The sequence below is a fragment of the Sodalinema gerasimenkoae IPPAS B-353 genome, assembly GCF_009846485.1.
Taxonomy (GTDB): Bacteria; Cyanobacteriota; Cyanobacteriia; order Cyanobacteriales; family Geitlerinemataceae; genus Sodalinema; species Sodalinema gerasimenkoae.
This window is the reverse complement of the sequence record NZ_ML776472.1, coordinates 107,732-128,584: the sequence shown is the minus strand read 5'-3', so window position 1 is coordinate 128,584 and position 20,853 is coordinate 107,732. Positions and strand designations below refer to the sequence as shown.

Genomic DNA, 20,853 nt, shown 5'->3' with positions numbered 1-20,853 from the left:
CCAAGCTCGAAGCTGGGGAAATGGAACTCGATGCCATTGATTTTGACTTGGATCGCTGCATTGAGGATATTGTCGATGTCATGGCGACCCAAGTCGAGGATAAAGTGGGGCTAGAACTGGCCACGCTCATTGACCCGGATGTTCCCCGCCATCTCCGAGGCGATCCGGCTCGCTTACGCCAGGTATTATTGAACTTGGTCGGCAATGCCATTAAGTTTACCGAACGCGGCGAAGTGGTGATTCAGGCAGCCCTCCAGTCTGAAAATCATCACTCCGCCACGATTCGCTTCGCCGTACGGGATACGGGCATTGGCATTCCCAAAGAGGCTCAGAGCAAACTCTTTCAGTCTTTCTCCCAGGTGGATGCCTCCACTACCCGTCAGTATGGCGGCACGGGGTTAGGCTTAGCCATCTCCCAGCAATTGGTTCATCTGATGGAGGGGCAAATTGGCGTCGAAAGTGTTGAGGGGATTGGCTCGATTTTTTGGTTCACGGTGCCGTTGGAGTTAGCCGACTCCACCCCCTCCTCGGCCTTGCCACAAATGCCTCTGAATATCAGTCGCCTACGCCTATTGGTGGCGGCCGAAAATGCAACAACGCGCCAATCGGTGCGCTATTTGGTCCAGTCTTGGGGCATTAGCCAAATCACGGAAGTGGGGACGGGAACCAATGCCTTAGAAACCTTGAAAGAGTCGGCCGAGCGATCGCAACCTTACAATGTGCTGATTTTAGATCTCCAACTGTCCGACATTGACCGCGAAAACTTCCTCAACGAAATTCGTGCCTATCCTCTGTTACGGATGACCAAGATTGTCGTCATGAGTAACTTCAAGGATCGGTCTACAGCGGAAGCCTTCTTAGAAGAGGGGGCAGCAGCTAGCTATTTTCTCAAGCCAGTGCGCGCCTCGCGGCTTTTTGATGCTCTGATTACGGCGGTAGCCCCTCAATTGCATCTCGAACGAGATCCCGAGAGTGATACGGGATTTTTTGACCCGGAATTACCCCTGCCCTCGAAACGTTTTTCTCACCTGAAACTCATGGTAGTTGAGGATCATCCCACCAATCAGCAGGTGATTCTTTCTCAATTGCAAGAACTCGGGGCGGTGCAAATTGACTGTGCTAGCAATGGCAAAGAAGCCTTAAAACTGTGGAGTTACAATCGCTATGATTTAGTCTTAATGGATTGTCAGATGCCGGTTCTCGATGGCTATGAAACCACCCGTGAGTTACGTCGTCGGGAGGCCGAGCAGAACGCCGAGAACCCTCAGGGCGATCGCCATACGATTATTATTGCCTTAACCGCCCATGCCATGCCCACAGACCGAGAACAATGTCTCGAAGCGGGAATGGATGATTACATCCCCAAACCCGTCGATTGGGATGTGTTACTGGCGACTCTCGAACGATGGACGAGTACTCCCGCCGAAGTGCGCGATCGCTCGTCAAGAGAAGCTGAATTTGTTACCATGAGCCACAGCACAGGCGACCCTACCCTAAACGGCCATCCTGATACTCCAGCACAGATGGTGATTAGCCCCCCATCTCATCTTTCAAAAACAGAAGGCCCTCAGACAACTCAAAGCGTGACAGATGAGGTGGCCGAGCCTCGGTTATGTATGGAGACTATGGAGATGAACCGAGATAACCCAGATCTGCAATCCCCTTTAGATTTAGAACGCCTAACACGGGTCTCTCGGGGAAAATCATCCTTACAAAAACGCCTGCTCAACGCCTTTGTTGAGGCCACAGAAGCCGATCTAAGCCATTTAAAGAACGCTCTGGATGAGCAGGATGGCGATCGCCTCGTGGAAATGGCCCACCGCATTAAGGGAGCGGCCGCCAATGTGGGGGCGACCCCCTTGTCCGAACAGTCCGCGTCCTTAGAAAATGCCGCTAAAGAGAGGGACTTTGAGGCTGTTCAAACTCGTCTCAATGAGCTGATGATTCAGTGGCAACACATCACTCAGTTTATGGAGACTTTGGAGTTGTCATGACCCCATGATAACCGCCAACGTCTCCCGGAATCGTGGTCTTTGAGGGTTACCCTTGATAGGTCTCCGTCCCGGTCTAACGTTCCACTTGCGATCCTCCCAACTACAGATGTAAATGCGTAAAAATTATGGCTACTATTTTAGTGATTGATGATGAGATCACAACGCAGCTGGTTCTACAAGACCTCCTCGAAAGTGAAGGTCATGAAGTCCTCATGGCTGACGATGGACAACAAGGCTGGGAACTCGCGAGTCAGCACTCCCCTAATCTAATCATTTGTGATTGGATGATGCCCAAAACCAATGGGGTTGATCTCTGTCGTCAGGTGAAAGCAGAACCCCAGCTCGAAGCGACATTTTTCATTCTCCTCACCGCTCGCGAACATCTCGATGACCGGGTTTGCGGTCTTAATGCTGGGGCCGATGACTTTATTTCTAAACCCATCGAAACCGAAGAACTCCTGGCCCGAGTCCGCTCTGGCTTACGGTTGAATCATCTCAATCAACAACTGACCCAATCTTTGCATGATCTACAAGCTGCTCAAGTTCAGCTCGTGCAAAGTGAAAAAATGTCAAGTTTAGGGCGTTTAGTGGGAGGTGTTGCCCATGAAATCAATAATCCTATTAGTTTTATTTACGGCAATCTGAGTCATATTAAAGAATATACCGGTGATATTTCTCGACTGATTCAACATATCCGCGACGATGAGAACTTTTCACGGGAACAACTTCTGAGCGCCCTCGAAGAGATTGATTTTGATTTCGTCATGGCTGATTTAGAGAACATGCTCAGGTCTATGAAAGAAGGGTCGGAGCGGATTCGGGAAATTGTCATTGCTCTGCGTGAGTTTTCCAGCCAGGAGCGTAGTGGCATTCATAAAATCGACCTGCATCACGCCCTGGACTTAGCCTTTTCCATGTTGCAGCCCCGCCTACATAACGCCCAAGGGTCTCTCTCGGTGATGCCGATTGATAAACAGTATGGTGAACTCCCGAAAATTGAGGGTGATATTGGCTTAATCAACCAGGCTTTGCTGAATGTGTTGGAAAATGCCATTGATGCAATTTTCGAGAAAGCGCAAGGCTGCAAGCAGGATGAGAGTTGGACTCCCAAACTGTCGATTACCACCCGCTCTTTAGATGACTGTTGGATTGAAGTGGAAATTGTGGATAACGGAGTGGGGATTGATTCAACTCTCAACGGTAAGGTGTTTGACCCATTTTTCACCACCAAACCCGTTGGCCAGGGCAAGGGATTAGGCCTGGCTGTTGCCTATCAAATTGTGGTGCAACAGCATGGTGGACAACTCAGCTATGACTCTGGGTTGAATCAGGGAACCCATTTCTTTGTGCGCCTACCGGTCAGTCAAGCCTCAATTCAATGTCAACTCCCGGCTAAGGGCTATAATGCCTCTCAGGCCAAGTCTGAGCAGCCGCTACCGGTTCCCATGGTTCGTTAGGCCGGGGACGGCGGACGGCCAACTCCGCCTAATCTAACTCAAAGTCTGGAGGGTCTTGTCTGGGGGCGGGCAAGGGTTCGGCAATCAGTTCTTCGATCTGTTCCTCTTCAGGTTGTTGGATGGGTTCCTCGATTTCCACCGGGACTTTTTCCAGAGCCGGTAAAGCAATAGGTTTGGCTTGTTCTGTTTCCACCGGCGAGGAGACGAGGACGGGCAAGGGTTGTTCTGCTTCATCAAGCCAGTAGCTGGCCACAGGTAAGACGTTTTCTAAGTCTTCTAACAGTCGAGGAATGACCATCACGGCGTGGAGTTCGCCAATGCGTTCGGCTTCGTGCATCCCCGCCTCAATGGCTACGGCCACGTTAGCCACGGTTCCCCGGATAATGGCGGTACAGAGTCCATCGCCAATGGTTTCATAGGCGGCCAGTTGCACATCGGCTGATTTGAGCATGGCATCGGCGCCCCCCACCATGGCGGGAAAGCCTCGGGTTTCGAGGAGGCCAATGGCCCGATTACTCAGGCGGGAATAGCCCCGTTGTTGGTTACAGAGTTCCACCAAGCGGCTGCCGAGGGGGAAGACCACCTCTAAGTTAGGCATGGGGCGGGCAATGGTGGACTTGGAGATGAGTTGTCCGAACTGTTCAGCGGTTTTGGCCCCTTCTTCTACCGCCAGGCGAACATCGGGATAGCGCCCTCGTACGATCGCCGTACAATAGCCGGCGCCTATCTTCTCGTAGCCCACTAAGATCACATCGGCGGACTTGACCATCATATCCGCTGTGCCGACGATCGCCGGGAAGCTACGAGTCGATACCATCCCCAGGGCGGTATCTTGGTACTTGAGGCGTTTCCGTTGTTTGGGGAGGGGAGTGGGAATCCGGCTTAGAGGAGTCTGAGACATGAAGATTTGAGTCTTGCGCAGGTGTGACGGAGATAGGATCGGGACAACGTGAGTTGAAAAAATTGCGGAGGGCTAGTGTTTGGCCTTAAATCGTGCTTACGATGATTGTATCAAGAATGCTGGTTGACGATGACTGAACAAAAACCTGAGCCACAAAAACTAACGGATGAGGAGGCTCGTGAGATTCTGCGATCGCTCCGTCATAAGGAAGGGAACTGGATTCACTGGGGCAAACTCTGTAAGCAACTCCAGGATGCGGGCCATGCGGCGGCGGATATTTTCGAGGAAACAGGGATTGAGGCGTTGGTTCAAAATCAGGTGATTGTGGCCGCTCAGGTCTATGACAGTATTGTGGAGGGTCAGGCGTCACCGGAGGTGTTGGCCTACTGTGAGGGGCCCCGCAGTGATGTCCTCTATGAGTTGCGGATTCTCAATCAGCGGCAACGGTTGGAGGCGGCAACCTTAGCGGCTCAGAAACGCTTGGATATGGATGGGGCCCATCGTCTGAGCCATGATATCAAGGCAGTGGCCTGTTTAGCTCAGATTCCCGAAGGGTTTACTCGCCATCCTGGAGATGCGGTGGCCTATCAATGTTGGAAACAGGCCAAACGGCAGCGGGACTTGTCTCAACGGGCGCGGTTGATTGGCGAAGGACTGCGTTTTGCGGAAACGGACAGGGCCCGTCAGCAGTTGGAGGCACTTTTACAGAATTTGACAGCCCCCGCGCCACGCCAAGCGCCCCTGCTGCCCTTATATCGCCCGGAAAGCAGTGAGGAGTTGCCGCGTCTGTTGCCCTTTGCCGGAGAGATGCCCCTGACAGCGACTGAGATTGAAGCTGTGGCGGCGATCGCCCCGGAAGAGCCGTTCCAGATTACCCGTCTCCCCAGTGACAGTGCCTGTGTTCCCGTTCCCGGCTGGCAGGTGGTCTTAAAAGCGCGAGACCCGGTGGCGTTGTTAACCTCCAGTGAGAGTTTGCCCAACTCCGCCGGGGGCGTTCGGGAGACAGTGATTGTCGCCATTGATCGCGGCCAACGGGATTGGGATGAAAATAGCTATTTCCTGGTGCAAGAGGGGCAGCAGGTGCGCTTGGCTTGGTTTGAGGAGGCCCCGAGTCTGACGATTTTGGGCCAGTTGTTGCTGGTGTTGCGTCCCAAGCGGATTTTGGACGAGGGGAATATCACCGAGCCGTGGCAGATGGATGATTGAGCTAAATTAGGGCCAGATTATGGTAGGATGAAAAGCTGGGTTTTTTGTAGCTAAGCCCAATTAAGATTCAGCCTCATTTGTTCGTCAAGGAGATTTTCGGTTATGGCACGTCGATGCCAAGTCAGTGGAAAAAAAGCCAACAACGCCTATGCGGTGTCCCACTCCCACCGTCGCACCAAACGGCTTCAGGAAGCGAACCTGCAATGGAAGCGTTTTTGGTGGCCTCAGGGGAATCGCTGGGTGCGCCTACGGGTTTCTACCAAGATGATCAAAACCATTCAACGCAAGGGACTGGCAACAGTCGCCAAGGAAGCCGGACTGAACTTAAACAAGTTTTAGGGCATCCGTTGGGTGGTTTGAGAAGACCGGGGGGTTGTTTAGGCAATCTCCCGGTTTGTTTTTGCCAACAGTCAGAGGCCTAGGCAATACTAGCGTTGGGGGAGTCCCTGACTCTAGAGATGTTCCGTGTAACTACGGAGATGCAGCGGCGAGGGGTTTTACCCCCTGCTGATCGATTTTCCGGCGAAGCTGGGTAGGCTAGAGGTACATCCGTAGATTCTCTCTTGGCGTTCTCGGTCAGGATCGGTTAAGACTAAGGTAGGACGGTCTCTAAAAACATTGTTATGTCCCCACTTCTATCGTTACGTTTTTAAAGTCCCCAGTCAGCGTCAGATTATATTTTCCTGGATTGTCCTGTCGTTCTCGCTCGTTCTCTCAGCACATCGCATCTGCCGAGTTAATTTAAAACTATGGCTAACCCCCACATCTGGACTCCCATAAAACGTTGGTTACGCAACACCGGCAAGCGGTTATATACCCAATTTGCTCGCCAAGTGCGTCGTCTATTACAGCGGCTGGCCCCACCCCGCCGCCGTCGTTCTCAGGGGCGAATGGCCGGGTTTGTCCTGCCGACGGCGGTGATGTTGCTGCTGGTGTTGTCCCTGATTGTGGGGGCGATTCTGCTGCGAACCATTAGCCGGACTGAACAGGTGATGCTGTCTCGGCGCGATCGCGTTATCTATAATGCTGCCACGCCGGCGATCGACCGGGCCAAAGCCAAGTTGGAGTTCATGTTTGACCGCGAACAAGAACCTCGTCTTCCTCAGGGGATTCCGTCTCAAGACTTTCTGAAGCGGATTATGCTGAATCAGGTTGTTGATCAAAATGACCCCGTTACCCAAGACCCTTACACCCTTCCAGGGGAAACTCGCATTGATATCAATGGTGATGGTCAACTCGACAATGCCTGGACGTATCAGGAAGATAGTAATGGTGATGGTGAAAATGATTTAAGTGTTTCCTACTCGATTATTTGGAATTTTGTCGAGACAAATTTGAATGCTCAGGGGCGAGCGCAACAGTTATTCGTACGCCAAGGACCTGTGTCCGCCGAGCCTAAACCAGGCTGCGGGACTGAAATTCAGATTGAGAATGGTTGGCTACGAGATCCTGACAGTAGTGCTATCCTCAACAAAAACTTCCAAATTAACGCCTTCGTTAGGTCGACGGGGGAAGATAGAGCTGTAACCACCCTAGAAGTCCAGCAAGAGCGTCTTGCTAGTCGGTTGAATAAGTGGGGAGCTTGGTTCCGAAACGACTTAGAAGTCTTCCCTGGACCTGACTTTAAATGGAATGGAGCCATGTACAGCGGTGGTAACTTCATGGTGGGTCACCGTCGCCGTACCGACCGTTTTCAGGCTTATCTAATCAGTGGACCAGGGTCTTGTTTGTATAAAGCCGGACCTGATACATCAGAGATCTCCGTGGTTGCACCTCGAGATGATGACGATGATGAGCAGTTCACCGGTCAAATTATGGTTGGCTTTATGCCAGAAGACATCAGTAGTGGTGGAGGAATTTTCCATATTTATCCGGAGGATGAAACGGAGAATCCTAATGTTGATAATGGAACAACACTGACGCCGCAAAATGATTCAGTCGCCACGGGAACTCCATCCCAAGCTGCCCTAGATCCCATTATTTTGTTCACTCAAGACCGTTCCCAGCATCGGCAACCGAATCAGGTGCGCCGAGATGGAAACTGGTCAAATACTACCTTTGTAGAAGGGGAACGAATCATCAACAAACAGGCAACTCGGCCCTTGATCGATGACTTTTACAGGGCTGATAATCGTTATGGCCCGCGACCCATTTATGGAGGAGATGAGAACCTAGATCTAATCGAGCTAGGGGTTGAGGTAGGAGAACCAATTCCTGCGCAGCAGGATGAACTAATCAGTTTGACCGCCACAACTGGAGAGGAGGAAGATGATGATGAGGACAGCAATGACGGCTTCATTAAAATCGGCTTAGATGGGTATTGGGAACGCCGCGCCTGGCGTGAAGGAATGCGTGTCATTGTCGGACAACGCTTAGAACTCGGCAATGATCCCTTTGCTAGTCCCACCCAAGTCCAGAATAATAGTGATATTCCTCAACTGGTTGACGTCCAAAACTTAACCAACAATCGAGAACACGAGTCTCTGCAACGTCGCAGTTTCCGCGATAACCTAGCAGCAGCTCAAACCACAGCCGTCTATCACTGGAGTGAAGGCGCAGATGATGCTGATGAACGTCCAGTGGCGGGGATTCTGACCACAGTCCATCCCGGAACCGCTGAAACCTTGAAACGAGGTGCGATTTTTGAAAAACCTCAGATTAACGCCCAAGGTCAGTTTGGTGTGAAGGCTGCTTATTCCGCCCTATTTGGTCCCAATTTCGGTGATGACGACGATGAATTGCTCATTGACTTTTTTACTGGTCGTGGAACCAACGGCTGGGAATTAGATGTCAGCGAGTTAGACATCATTAACCCAAGTGTTGTCGATGCTCTGGAAAACTTGGCGAATTTCGCGGGAGACCCCGATGGTGCCTTTCCTGCGGTGCAACGACCTGGGGAGATTCATCCAAATCCGGCTTTAACAGAATGGGGGAACTTCTCCAATCTACGGCGAACTCTCGATGATGACCTAGAAAGCTTAGCGGATTACACCAATAAGCATACGGCAGCTATGACTCTAGGGGCGTTGGCTTATAACGTCAGTTATCTGGATGCCCTGGATTATGGGTCTGTTGCGACCGAGTTAACTGAGTTAGCAGATCGACTTGAGATGTTGCGGGATGCGGATCTCGGTAATGGTGAAGTCATTTTTCTCGCGAGTAAGCCTTCATCAACTCAGGAGTGGAACGACTTGCGGAACCGGTTTTCGCCGACTTTACCAACTGAGTATGATGACATGGGTCTCTCGATTTTCGACCGCTTGCCCGATGAACCCTCTTTGTTGATGGTCGATGACTCAGGCAATGTCATTGTCAGAACTGATCCAACTCCCGAAACCTATATTGAGGCTTTGGAATATACCGGTGCAGGTTTTGAGCCGTACCAGGAATTGGCACGCTTAATTTACCTCAAAGAACAGGTGAAGCGCGATCGCGAGTTTGGTTTTCTCCCATCGCCAACCGGTCGGGAGGGATATCAAACTAATAACTATGTCGTTGAGATTCCTGAGTTAGCCACCAATGGAGGAGAGCCTGGAGAAGATGGAGAAGATGGAGAAGACGAAGGAGACCTGAATGTCAGTGTTGGCGATTTTGTCGGTGCCGGAACTTCGATTTGCCCAGCTGATGAGGATTGTCTGGAAGTGACCAGTGTCAATGGCACAGCCACCGTGAAGTTCTTACCGGGGTTTGCTCTCGGCTCTGGTGATGAGTACCCCGTCAATGCTAATGGTGAGTTAGCTCTTCCCCTCAGCTTCGGCTGTGATATCCAAGACCACGACTTCTTCGGATTAAGTGACACCCCAGAAGGAATCACCCTAGCCAACAACCTCTGTGGTGCAACACCCAAGTTCCCCTCCCTGTACTATATCTTCCCTACCGATGACCATGGTTACCGGAATAACACCAGCCTAGGGGAAGAGCAACCCCAAGCCGAAAATGACATTAGTGGGACCTGGGTCGCTGATGAAGAGGAACGAGGCATTATGGACTTGGGCCGTGACCTCAATAATAATGGCAGTCTCGATGATGAAATTTGGTACACCAGTGACCCTTACATCAACACGGTAACCACTCACACCTACCGGTCCTTTAGTGAAGCTGACCTGGTCAGCATTGCCATTAAACCGGTTGCGGGTATCGAAAACTTTGTCCTTCCCTATGACGAAGACTTCCGAGAACAGTGTTCAGAAGAGTTCAACGGTCGGCCGAACCCGAACTGCCAAGAATTCAACCTTATCTACGATGGCGAACAAGAGCAATATCACCGCGTAGCCTTCAAAGATACGGCCTTTTATGTCGGACGAGATAAACTCAATGCTCGCTCCTTGAACATGGATCTCGAACTTCTAGCTAATAAAGTTGATAGTCAAGCCAACGGAACCACTCCTACGGGGGGCGATACCTGGTTAGCCAAGGGCGATGACACTCAGCGTCCTCCACTAGAAGGGGGAATCGTCTACGCATTCCGGGAAGATGCCGTCCGGGAAGATGGTATTGAACGACCTCCTGGTGGAACCTGCCAGAGCATCAATAATATTGGCAATGGTTGTAACACAGAGGTTATTCGTAACATTGACCCTCAGGTGAACCCTGACAATGGCATTAGCGCCAAAGCCGTTAACTTTAACCCAGACCCAGATCGACAGATTCACGGCTTCCGGATGATTAACGGAGAGGATATCTCCCGTCAACCACTCGACCAACAGCCCTTTGGCTTGAGTTTCATCTCCGATAACCCAGCTTGGGTACAAGGAAACTTCAATTGTCACAAGTCTCCGGGAGGGAATTGTGATCAAGTGATTGAAGAGTTTCAGTTCACCCTGTCAACCCAAAATAATTGGGGACCCAATGAGTTTTATAATCGGCGCCGTCGGACCAATGATTTGGATCGGCGATTTGCTGACCTGGAGCAGGACAGTTGGCGTTATACCGAGTTCCTGGTGGATGCCTTTGGTATTCTGTCTGATAACTTCTGTGACGGCAGTGTTGAGGATAGCTTTCTCGTCGTTCCCGCTACAGGGACAACGCTAGGAGTTAATACTGAACTGACCCAGTCCTTAAGAGACCTAGAACGGAGTTCCCAGGGCCGTTCCGATCAGGTGTATGGTTGTAATTACAACGCAGCGCGGCAATTGACATCCTATTCCTCCACCTTGCGTCCGAACGGTTCAGTTCCCAGCAATGCCATTTGGCTGCGGGAGAATCCCGCTGATCCCGGCTCACCGATTCGCATCTCTCCTAACGGGAACCCTCGATCATTCCTAGACAACTCTGGAGACTTTAGTAATGGCGAATATGATGGAGGCTATTTTGAGGGACTTTTGGAACCCCACCGAAGGTTGCTGATTGAAGCCCCCCGACAGCAGCGAGTCAATGCCATGATGATTAGCGGCATTCCTCCCTCTCGTGCCCAGCAGTCCTATGGCGGTCTGCATAACTTCCCCCGCTTTAATGAAGAGTGGGATAGCAAAGACCTCTTGATTTCGGGGGCGTTCCTACAACTGAACTTCAGCAACTATGCCACCGGTCCCTATGACCATGATGCTTGGGAACCCCGTGGTCCCAATTCACAACCCCAGGCTCCTGAGTTCATCGGTTACTACGGTGCGCCGAACCGTCTCTGGGGGTATGACGTCGCGTTGCAACTGGCCCGGGTTGCGCCTATCTCGGCCCGTTTGGTCGAGGTAGAACGGGTCCGTAGTGAGTTTTATCGAGAACCCTCGGCTGATGATCCGTACATCAGAAATCTCCGCTGTGCAGCAGGACCAGATGGAGATCGTCTTGACCCCAATGTGACGGGTTGTCCATAACCTTCTCGGGGAGAGTGTGTCATAGGGCTACTCTCCCGATATCTTCAGCTCTTAAAGCCCAGTCGATAGATACGACTCAGGAAACCATCATGAAACCCCACGCCCTAATCCAAACCAAACGACTTTTAACCCATCATCGAGATCGCTTGGCTCCTGTTACTAGCCAGGATTCTGGCTTAACGCTGATTGAAGGGTTAGTGGCGATTCTCATTGTTTCAGCGGTGATTGTCGGTATCACACCCATGATGTTTTTATCGGTAGCAACCCGAATTCAAAACCGCCGGGCTGAACAAGCTCTACAGTTGGCTCATGGTCAGATTGACCAGATTCGAGTCCTAATGGAACAAGGTATTACAGATGGGAATATTGAGCAGATCGAGCCACAACTGCCACCTTTGGCTGGTGAAAGTAATATTAATGAGGTTGGCCCGCCGACTAGGGTGATTAATAGCTTGATGTCAACCAACTCAACTTGCAATGACTTGACGAATTTAGGACAGTTGACTCCTGATGCTGTTTTTCCTGTTGATGTTAATGGGGACTGTCAGTCTGACTTCTATATGCAGACCTTTCGTACCAATCAAATCAATGCCAGGATGCGGGCTAATGCAAATACCCCTGACATTCCTCTTATCTTTCGCATGGGAGTTCGGGTATATTATCGCAATGCCCGTGTTGGAGAGTTGGAAACTGACCAAGCCTCGTTAGTCATGACCAGTGGTGAGGCGCAGCAAACCACTCACCCTTTAGCTACGCTCTATACAGTCATGTCTCAAGGAGACACGAACCAATCTTTAGAAGGATATCGCAATTTCCTTCAAGATAGTCCCTAACCAAGACAGAGTTTCACAGCCGATTACCGATCCAAGGAATGATTTTTTTATTTAAATCAGCAAGGAAATAGAGACATGAAATTTTCGAGATATTTAAGGAACTATGTTAAACGAGGCGTGAAGGCACTCAAAAGTAGACGCTTTCGGTCGTCTGAATCAGGCTTTACTTTGACGGAAATTTTAGTATCTGTAATTATTGCCGGCATTATTATGTCTGGCTTAATGACAGTGATGGTTGAACTCTTGACATCAGATGCAAGAGAAACAGCCAGAACTGAAACGCAGCAAGAAATGCAGATGGCGCTAGACTATATCAGTGCCGACATTCGTGAAGCGGCCTATGTCTATGATGGAAAGTGTTTGGATGGGAGTCTCCGAGTTGAGGCTAGAGAAAATCCTAATGTATGTGGTCAGGGATTATTTAATCGGATCAACGTTCCTGAGAATACTGTGCCGATTTTAGCATTTTGGAAGTTGGAGCCAATTCCGGAACAGGTGCTTAGGAACGACTGTAATTTTAACCAGCCACTTCCTATTGGTATTCCCTGCGTTGCTGGCCGGAGCTATAGCTTGGTCATCTACTATCTCACCAGCAATAATGCCGATGAAGGTTCTGTTGGTCCTTGGGCAGGGATGGGTCGCATCAGAAGGGCCGTTTACCGCCAGTTTCCTGGGGATGTGCAAGATACCAATTATATTAATCCAATGGAAGTAGGATTCGATGCCTGGCCCGGAGGCGGTGGAACGCCCAATATTCCTACCCCCATTACGTTGGTTGATTTTGTGGATGACCGCAATCTGTCTACCATTGCCAATGAACAGGATGTTCAAAGCATGGATGTTGATTGTCCTGATGATTATAATCTAACACCTAGTGATGCAACCCTAGAACGCTATAGCTTTCCAGAGGTTCGTAACTTCTACGCTTGTGTCTTGGATGAAACGGGACGACGAGCGCAACAGCAGCAATCTAGTTCTGATGATCCTACGGCGTTTAACCAGAAGGTTATTCTCTTCATACGAGGTAATGCCGCAGGAAAACCAGGCATCCGCAGTGCTAATGAAGGGTTCATGCCGGCTATTCAAACCCAGGTCTTGAACCGCAGTGTTCGCCGTAAGAGTCCCCGACAATTCTAATCTCAGCTAATTGTTGCATCTCATCTCATTCAAATGACCCAGGAGCCGTTCCCGTTATGAAACCGAAACCTCAACCCGTCCTGTTTCTTCTACAGCGACTTAGACGAAGAGCGCCGACTCACATCTCCAGTCGCCAAGGCTTCACCACCATCGAAGTCTTAGTGGTGATCGTCATGATCGGCATTCTCACGGCCATCGCCGCCCCCAGTTGGTTGTCCTTCGTCAATAACCGACGAGTCCGAAACACCGCCGATGCGGCCCAACAAGTGATGCGCCGCGCTCAATCTCGGGCCAGCACCGAGAACCGCACCTGGGAAGCCAGTTTCCGTATGGTTCAGGACATAGGCGTTCAAGGCTCAGCCCATCCTCGTGGCGCTAATCCCTCCTGGACAACTCTCTCCCCAGATGCGGGCAACCTAGTTACCCTAGATGAGGGCAGAATGGCCATGCCTCAGGACTGTGATCATGGAGATTACTGTGTCCGTTTTGAAGACCGGGGCATTCTCTCTCGTGATTCCTACAACAACGCTGATGCTGAGGTTGATGATTCGGGGATGATTGCCCGTATTGCCTTTACTGATGTTGATGGTGGCGATAACCCGAACCGACGCTGCGTTGTTATATCAACTATTCTGGGCTCAATTCGTGGCGATCGCTGCGAAGACTAAGCTCCTATGGGATGAGAGATAGCCCCCAAAAAACTCAAGAAAGCGGGCGACCGGACTCGAACCGGCGACGTTCAGCTTGGGAAGCTGACATTCTACCACTGAATTACGCCCGCGTTAGCTAGTCCAAGACTGCAAAGGACTGCATTAATTGCTTATCCTAACACATCTGGGACTAGCCACAAGGATTTTATCCCCAAACTGAAGCTCGATCGCCCCCCTAAGCGGACACCGCCTCCGCTTCCGGTCGACGAGTTTGACCGATCGCATAGTCAGGAATACAGTTCTCCTCCATATACTGGCGATACTCCCGGGCCTGGCGATCGCAGTCCTCGGCAGACCAGCCACAATACTGCTGCAACACCTGAGATAGCACCTTCAGCGTCTGCAAGCCGTAACAACTCTGCATGGCAATGGTCGTGCGTCGCCGCAGAATATCCGCCATATGATAGGCATATTCCGATCGCACCCCATAGACAATCTGAGCGCGGATATCCGGTAACTCGGGCGTAATCGGTGCTGCCAAGTCTGGATGCTCATCCACCAAGGCCAACAGCTCCGCCGCCTTGCGCCCATAACTATCGAGCAAATGATAAAGCGTCTCAATCGAGAGGCGATCGCGATACTGCTCCACCAACTCAGCCACCAAGGGGTCATTAGGCAAAATCGCCCCCGGAAGCGGACGATGAATCGTCGGACAAGCCGGTGCCGATTTCTTCCACTTCTTATAGACCAAATCCACAATCTCCTGGCCCACATGGCGGAACGTGGTTAACTTCCCACCAATCAAAGAAATCAGATTACCCACCCCTTCCGAGCGGTGGTCAAAGAGAATATGCTTGCGGGTAATACTCCCGGCGGACTTCTTATCCACATAGGGCAGAGGCCGCACCCCAGAATAGGTAAACTTAACACTCTCGCGGGTCAACTGGGCGCTGGGAATAATATTATTCGTCTCCGTCAGCAAATAGTCAATCTCGCTATCATCAGCTTTCACCCGATCCAAACTGCCCTTATAGGGTAAATCCGTGGTTCCAATCAAAACCATCCCCAACCAAGGCACAATAAAGAACGGGCGCCCATCCGTCTTGGCCTCCACATAGAGGGCGCTATCCGGCGCACCAGGAAAGCGATTGACGATAATGTGAGATCCCTTCGTTCCCCCAATCTTAGGAGTCCCGCCAATCGGCTGCGGCTGCCCATCCTTCAAGACGCGATCGACCCAGGGCCCCGAGGTGTTAATCACCATCACATCCGGCGTTCCCTTCACCTCCAGAGTTTTCCCCGTTAACTTATCCTCACAAGTCAAATGGGTAATGCGATCGCCCTGACGGTGTAACCCCTTCACCTCCACATAATTGAGACTTGTCGCCCCCGCCGACGCCGCATCCAGAATCGTCTCTAAACACATCCGTTCCGCCCGCGAGGCCTGAGCATCATAATACTGCGCTCCCCCATTCAAATTCTCCGGGTCTAAGCCCCGAAAATGCTGCTTGAACTTCTGCTTCGGCAGCATCCGATGAGGCAATAGGGTCTTATCAAAACTGAAAATATCATAAAGAATCATCCCCGCCCAGATTTTCCAATAGGGGCGCGATCGCTTCCCATACACTGGAACCGTCAACATCAACGGATTCACCAAATGAGGCGCATTCCTCAGCAGTAACTCCCGCTCATGAAGCGACTCCCGCACCAACGGGAACTCAAAATACTCTAAATAGCGTAATCCCCCATGAACCAAGCGCGTTGACCAGCTCGACGTCCCGCTAGCAAAATCACTTTTCTCCAGAAGAATCGGTTTCAACCCCCGTAACGCCGCATCCCGAGCCACCGCAGCTCCATTCACCCCACCCCCAATAATAATCAGGTCGTAGGCTTGAGACTCGACGTGATCCAGATTTCGCATCATCTTTAACAATTAACCGTTGACAGTTGACAGACAGTCATCGACGACTTGAGAAGGAGTGGCGGGCTAGGCCCGCCATCCTCCGTCATGGCTCCCAATCAACCCTTCACCCGTACCTAGGCCGTGACCGGTTTCTTCTGGGCCACCGTCTGATGTTCGGTCTTCTGGAAGATATCAAACAAACGATCCGCCCAATGTTTCACATCATACTGAGTGACCGTTTGGTACATCTGAGCCATACGCTCAGCTTTCTCCTCATCCGAGAGACTCAACGCCCGGTCAATGGCCTCATCCATGCGGTCCATCGAGTAGGGGTTCGTCTGAATGGCTTCAGGCATTTCCACCGCCGCCCCGACAAACTCCGATAGAATCAAGGCGCCATCATTCCCCTCATGGGCAACTACATACTCCTTGGCCACCAGGTTCAACCCGTCTCGTAAGGGGGTTGTCCAACAGATATCAGCCGCTTTGTAGTAGGCAATCAAGTCCGTGAACGGAATCGGCTGAGTGAACAGCAGAATGGGAGTCCATCCTAATCGAGCATAACGTCCATTGATTTTCCCTGCCAGTTGCTCAATCTGCTGCTGTGCCGTGCGATAAACGCGCATTCCGGCGGCCGCCTGCACACAGGTCATGACCAAATTGATTTTGCCATGTAAATCCGGGCGGCGCTCCAGCAGGCGACCATAGCATTCGAGCAGTTCCCGGTTCCCTTTCACATAGTCCACCCGGCCAGCGGCGATCGCCAAAGTCCGGCCTTGCAGTTCTTCTTTGATTTCCTCAATCCGCTGTTGAGTTTCCGGCTTGGCTAGGGTGTTGAGGATATGCTCAGGATTCGTTCCTACGGGGAACGCATCCACCTTCACCAGTTGCCCTTTATAGCTCAACTGGGTTACCATCTCGGGTTCTGCCAGAGCGGTTCCCGTGGGGGTGATATGCTCGGGGATGGCTTCTCGCTTGACCACATCCACCTCAAACAGGCTGCGGGCCACATTGACGAAGTTTTCGGAGTAACGGGGGATATGGAAACCTACCACATCGCAGGAGAGGAGACTGTCGATAATGGCTTCGCGCCAGGGCAGAATGTTGAAAATATCTACCGAGGGGAAGGGAGTATGGTGGAAAAAGGCAATGCGGGCATCGGGTTTGAGTTCCCGAATATATTTGGGGGCTAACCAGAGATTATAGTCATGCACCCAAATGAGGGCATCTTCGGCGGCTTCAGCACAGGCGGCTTCAGCGAACTTCTTGTTAATCGCCTTGAAGTTTTCCCAATCCGAGGACTCGTAGGTGAAGTGATAGGGGAACGAGTGCAGAATCGGCCAGAAGGCTTCCTTACTGGTGATGTGATAGAAGTGCTTAACTTCATCCGCTGAGAGGGGAATCCGAGCTACATCGTAGTTGCTCCCCTCGATTTCTACTCGCTCCTGGAATTTGTTCCGCTGTTTGGAGGTGACTTGCTTCCAAGCAATCCAGGTTCCCTTTTCTACATTGTCGAAGAATCCTTTAAGGGTGGGAACGATCCCATTGGGGCTTTTTTTGTCGACGTACCGTATGACCCCGTTTTCATCTACCACCTCATCGTAGGGTTCGCGGTGGTAGAGAATGACCAAAGAAGATTTCATAGTGTCTTGACTGTTACTCATGATGGTTGTTGTGTTGGCGCCGGGCAGAGCACTGGGTTTAGAAGGCTCTGCCGTGATGCTTCAATCCGTCCCAAATGCCCCAGGCTCCCGGTTCAGGGCTAATGTAGGCATTGGGGAGCGATCGCGCAACGTCTTTAAGCTTAGGTTCGGCATTACCCACAACAATCCCATTGAGTCCTGTTTCTAACAAGGAGCGATCGTTGAGGGTATCTCCCGCGACTACCGTTTGCTCTGGCGACAAGTTGAGGCTCTCTAGGGTTTTAAGTAGAGTTGCCCCCTTGGCGATACCCTTGGGCATCACATCCAAGAAGCGATCGGCAGAGAGGATATAGTCGAACCCAGCGTTGGTAATTCGAGTCAAAGTGTCTGACTGAAGTTTGTTGGGGGTGTAGTAGTAGGATACGCGATATTGCGGGGTGATGGGTTGTAACTCCAATCCGGGTTCTCCCTCTAGGAGCGATCGCACCGTCTCGGTGCTATTGTCCCAAGTCTGGGCAATCCAATCCTGAACCGCTTTGACGGGAGTGAAGCTCCGGCCACAGGCGACCGTTGTTCCCACATCGGCGATAATGTAGTCCGGCTGGGGAATGTCCGGCTCGCTGTAGAGCTGACGAACTAACTCCAAATCTCGACCGGTGACAAAAATGAGAACCAGACGTTGGCGGTGCTGTTGTAAATATTGGTAGAAGCGCGATCGCTGTTCTACGCTGCCTCCTAGAAACGTTCCATCGAGATCAGTTGCTAGCACTAACGGCTCATCAACACCCATTCAACAGTATCCTCTATCAAAAGCTATCTAGGAGAAGCGAACCACCCTTACCCTGACCCGGAGGCAGTCCCCGCCCAAGTCCCCGTTGAGGGGGGTAGGATGTCCTAAGTTTGGCCCAGGTCTTAGCAACCTTAAACTCGTCTTAACCCAGTCCTAGTCAAACGTTGCTGAGTTGATTCAGCAGTATTTGTTTAGTACATCATACACACAAAGCCTGAAAATCTCAAACCCCTGTTGCTCTGGGGAGCAAGGCTCAAGGTTTGTGCCTTGGGTCAACTCTCGGTTAAACTCTCAGATGACCGGAAACAGGGGCGTATGGCCTGTAAAAGCCACATGGCTTCCCTAACCTCTGAACCTTGCTAAGCCCATGCTCTATTTTCAGACAACCCCGTCACCCCAGGCTGACTCTGACCCCAACGCCCCCTCCCTACAAGGGCTAATTCGAGAGGATGACGCGGAAACCTTAGTCCTACTCGATTGGGTCTTTCAGCCGACGGACTCCGACGCCACATCTGGCCGCCATGAGTCGGTTCTCGTCAGGCTTCCTAAAGCACAACAAGCGCAACAAGCCCCCCCTCAGCCCCCCACGACCTCCAGGGAATCTTCCAGGGGCGATGTGCCTACCCTGGATGTAGTTTCCCGTCCCAGCCAGGACTCTGAGCCGGAGTTCAACCAACCCTCTCTTTCTCTGGGGTTAGCCGTTGGCCTGGGGGTGAATCTCTTGGCGCTCGTGGGGGGAGCCTATTTGTTGCAAGGAACCGTTCCCCCCTCGTCCCTGGCCCAAGTCAAACAGACTCAACCCCTGGAAAGCCCTGATTCCGTCGAAGCCTCACATCGCCTCGACACCCAAGCCCGATCCTGGATTAAGTTGGCACAGCATCGGGCCCAACAGCGAGACTTCCAAGGCGCTATCATAGCGTTAGAGCAGATTCCTGTGGGGAGTTCCTATTACCCCAAGCTGCAACCCAAGTTACGGGAGTATCAACAAAAACGAGAAATCCGTGCCACCTGGCTGTTGCAACAGGCTTATGACCAGGCCGCTCAGGGCGAGTTTAGCCAAGCCTTGGGCTATTTACAGCTCATTCCCCCGGGGACCGAGGCCCGCGATCGCGCCCGGGAAAAACTCGCTCAATACCAAGAGCAAAAAACTATCCGCGCCACCTGGCTGTTGCAACAGGCCTATGACCAAGCGGCCCAGGGCCAATTCTCAGAGGCGATCGCCTATTTGCAACAAATTCCCCAAGGAACCCCAGCCTACTCAACCGCACGGCTGAAATTAGACGAATATCGCCTCAAAGCTCAAGGATCTCCCTACCCGGGTCCCTATCGTAGTTAGTTTGCCTAGGGAGAATGCGCTTTGTCTGTTTGAGGTCAGAATCTTGCTTCGTTCTTGGGTTTAAGGATTCTGCAACAAATCGTTAACAGTTATTAATAATGTTTGCGCCGCTGTACCCCCATTTGTACCGAGTCTTAGCCCCCCTCTTTCCCGATTGTCTTTGGTCCGCATCTGCCAGCCAACCCCTGGTCTGCCTGAGCTTTGACGACGGTCCCCATCCCCAATACACCCCGCAACTGTTGGATGTTTTGGAGCAAGTGGGGGTGACCGCCAGTTTTTTCTGGCTAGGGGCGGCCGTCCGTCGTTATCCTGAGATTGCCCGCCAGGTTTTCCAACGGGGCCATTGGTTGGGGTTGCATGGGGAGACTCACCGCGCCTTCCCCCGTCTGAGTCCTTCGGCGTTGCAGATGAGTTTAGCCGCCACCCAAGCCGCGATCGCCTCCGCCTGCGATCGCCCCCTAGATTGGGTAAAAACCCACGTGCGAGATGTGCGGCCGCCTAATGGCTTGTTTACCCCGAAAACCCTGCATTTACTCAAATCCTGGCAGTATCGACCCGTAATGTGGAGTGTAGTTCCCGAAGACTGGCGGCGTCCAGGAGTCTCGCGAGTCTGCGATCGCATCATGAACCAAGTCGAACCCGGTTCCCTGATTGTGCTTCATGATGGGGCTTATGGCGGCCAAGATGTGGCGCAAACAACCTTAACAATTGTTGAGCAGCTACGGACGAAAAGCTATCAATTTGTTAACATTCAAGAATTATGGCATCTTAAGTCAGGACTTCAGAGTGGCTAGATGCAAAAAGTTGCGTTAAATTACACCTGAACACCTTGAAACGCTGTTCCAGCAACTCCTGATCCCCGATCCTTGATATTTCCTATGACGTCGTCTCAGTTTCCAACACAAAGGTCTGTCAAACAACTGGGCCAGGTTGACCGAGTTTTTAAGAATCTAACGGCGATCATTCCTATCACAAAGGTCTGTCAAACAACTGGGCCAGGTTGACCGAGTTTTTAAGAATCTAACGGCGATCATTCCTAAGCCGCGTCGGGCCCCCAGAGGGCATTTTGAATAAAAGCGGCTAGAATCTAAAAGAGGTATTTCCTAACCTGCCGCGTCGGGCCCCCAGAGGGCATTTTGAATAAAAGCGGCTAGAATCTAAAAGAGGTATTTCCTAACCTTTGTGGCATCATC

At 51.5% G+C, this 20,853-nt stretch carries 14 protein-coding genes and 1 tRNA gene; 10 read left to right on the top strand and 5 right to left on the bottom strand.

Going from position 1 to position 20,853, the window contains the following annotated elements:
- Window positions 1–20: 20 nt before the first annotated feature.
- A complete protein-coding gene (locus L855_RS00515) occupies window positions 21–1,994 on the top strand; it encodes a hybrid sensor histidine kinase/response regulator (protein WP_425500591.1) in 1,974 nt (657 codons plus the stop codon).
- Window positions 1,995–2,119: 125 nt separating this feature from the next.
- Window positions 2,120–3,451 (top strand): response regulator, encoded by a 1,332-nt coding sequence (locus tag L855_RS00510; protein ID WP_159783145.1) that lies wholly within the window; start codon window positions 2,120–2,122, stop codon window positions 3,449–3,451.
- Between the two features lie 28 nt (window positions 3,452–3,479).
- Here L855_RS00510 and ccmO read toward each other — a convergent pair whose 3' ends face one another.
- On the bottom strand, window positions 3,480–4,352 hold the full coding sequence (gene ccmO / locus L855_RS00505; protein ID WP_159783143.1) for a beta-carboxysome assembly protein CcmO: 873 nt from the start codon (window positions 4,350–4,352) through the stop codon (window positions 3,480–3,482).
- Between the two features lie 129 nt (window positions 4,353–4,481).
- Here ccmO and L855_RS00500 point away from each other — a divergent pair, with 129 nt between their 5' ends.
- The 6 genes from L855_RS00500 to L855_RS00475 all read left to right on the top strand — a co-directional run bounded on the left by L855_RS00500 (window position 4,482) and on the right by L855_RS00475 (window position 14,006).
- Complete coding sequence (locus L855_RS00500; protein WP_159783141.1) at window positions 4,482–5,558, top strand: RuBisCO accumulation factor 1; 1,077 nt, start codon at window positions 4,482–4,484, stop codon at window positions 5,556–5,558.
- A gap of 102 nt (window positions 5,559–5,660) precedes the next feature.
- Window positions 5,661–5,897, top strand: a complete 237-nt coding sequence (gene rpmB / locus L855_RS00495) for a 50S ribosomal protein L28 (protein WP_068789385.1) — start codon at window positions 5,661–5,663, stop codon at window positions 5,895–5,897.
- Between the two features lie 410 nt (window positions 5,898–6,307).
- On the top strand, window positions 6,308–11,368 hold the full coding sequence (gene hpsA / locus L855_RS00490; protein ID WP_159783140.1) for a hormogonium polysaccharide biosynthesis protein HpsA: 5,061 nt from the start codon (window positions 6,308–6,310) through the stop codon (window positions 11,366–11,368).
- Between the two features lie 89 nt (window positions 11,369–11,457).
- Window positions 11,458–12,201: a type IV pilus modification PilV family protein gene (locus L855_RS00485; protein WP_159783138.1), complete on the top strand. Its 744-nt coding sequence runs from the start codon at window positions 11,458–11,460 to the stop codon at window positions 12,199–12,201.
- Window positions 12,202–12,276: 75 nt separating this feature from the next.
- Entirely contained in the window at window positions 12,277–13,338 is a 1,062-nt protein-coding gene (locus L855_RS00480; protein ID WP_281349463.1) for a prepilin-type N-terminal cleavage/methylation domain-containing protein, read from the top strand.
- A 56-nt stretch (window positions 13,339–13,394) separates the two neighbouring features.
- Window positions 13,395–14,006, top strand: a complete 612-nt coding sequence (locus tag L855_RS00475; RefSeq protein ID WP_159783134.1) for a type II secretion system protein — start codon at window positions 13,395–13,397, stop codon at window positions 14,004–14,006.
- Window positions 14,007–14,047: 41 nt separating this feature from the next.
- On the opposite strand, the gene L855_RS00470 is transcribed toward L855_RS00475, so the two are convergent.
- From L855_RS00470 to L855_RS00455, 4 genes are all read right to left on the bottom strand, one after another.
- Window positions 14,048–14,119: transfer RNA gene (locus L855_RS00470), tRNA-Gly, on the bottom strand.
- Window positions 14,120–14,223: 104 nt separating this feature from the next.
- Window positions 14,224–15,912, bottom strand: a complete 1,689-nt coding sequence (gene glpD / locus L855_RS00465) for a glycerol-3-phosphate dehydrogenase (protein WP_246198666.1) — start codon at window positions 15,910–15,912, stop codon at window positions 14,224–14,226.
- A gap of 113 nt (window positions 15,913–16,025) precedes the next feature.
- On the bottom strand, window positions 16,026–17,534 hold the full coding sequence (gene ggpS / locus L855_RS00460) for a glucosylglycerol-phosphate synthase (protein ID WP_159783132.1): 1,509 nt from the start codon (window positions 17,532–17,534) through the stop codon (window positions 16,026–16,028).
- Window positions 17,535–17,592: 58 nt separating this feature from the next.
- On the bottom strand, window positions 17,593–18,303 hold the full coding sequence (locus L855_RS00455; RefSeq protein ID WP_246198665.1) for an HAD-IIB family hydrolase: 711 nt from the start codon (window positions 18,301–18,303) through the stop codon (window positions 17,593–17,595).
- 388 nt (window positions 18,304–18,691) lie between these two features.
- On the opposite strand from L855_RS00455, the gene L855_RS00450 reads away from it, so the two are divergent.
- Entirely contained in the window at window positions 18,692–19,660 is a 969-nt protein-coding gene (locus tag L855_RS00450; protein ID WP_159783129.1) for a tetratricopeptide repeat protein, read from the top strand.
- A gap of 98 nt (window positions 19,661–19,758) precedes the next feature.
- Complete coding sequence (locus L855_RS00445; protein WP_425500538.1) at window positions 19,759–20,454, top strand: polysaccharide deacetylase family protein; 696 nt, start codon at window positions 19,759–19,761, stop codon at window positions 20,452–20,454.
- Window positions 20,455–20,853 lie beyond the last annotated feature (399 nt).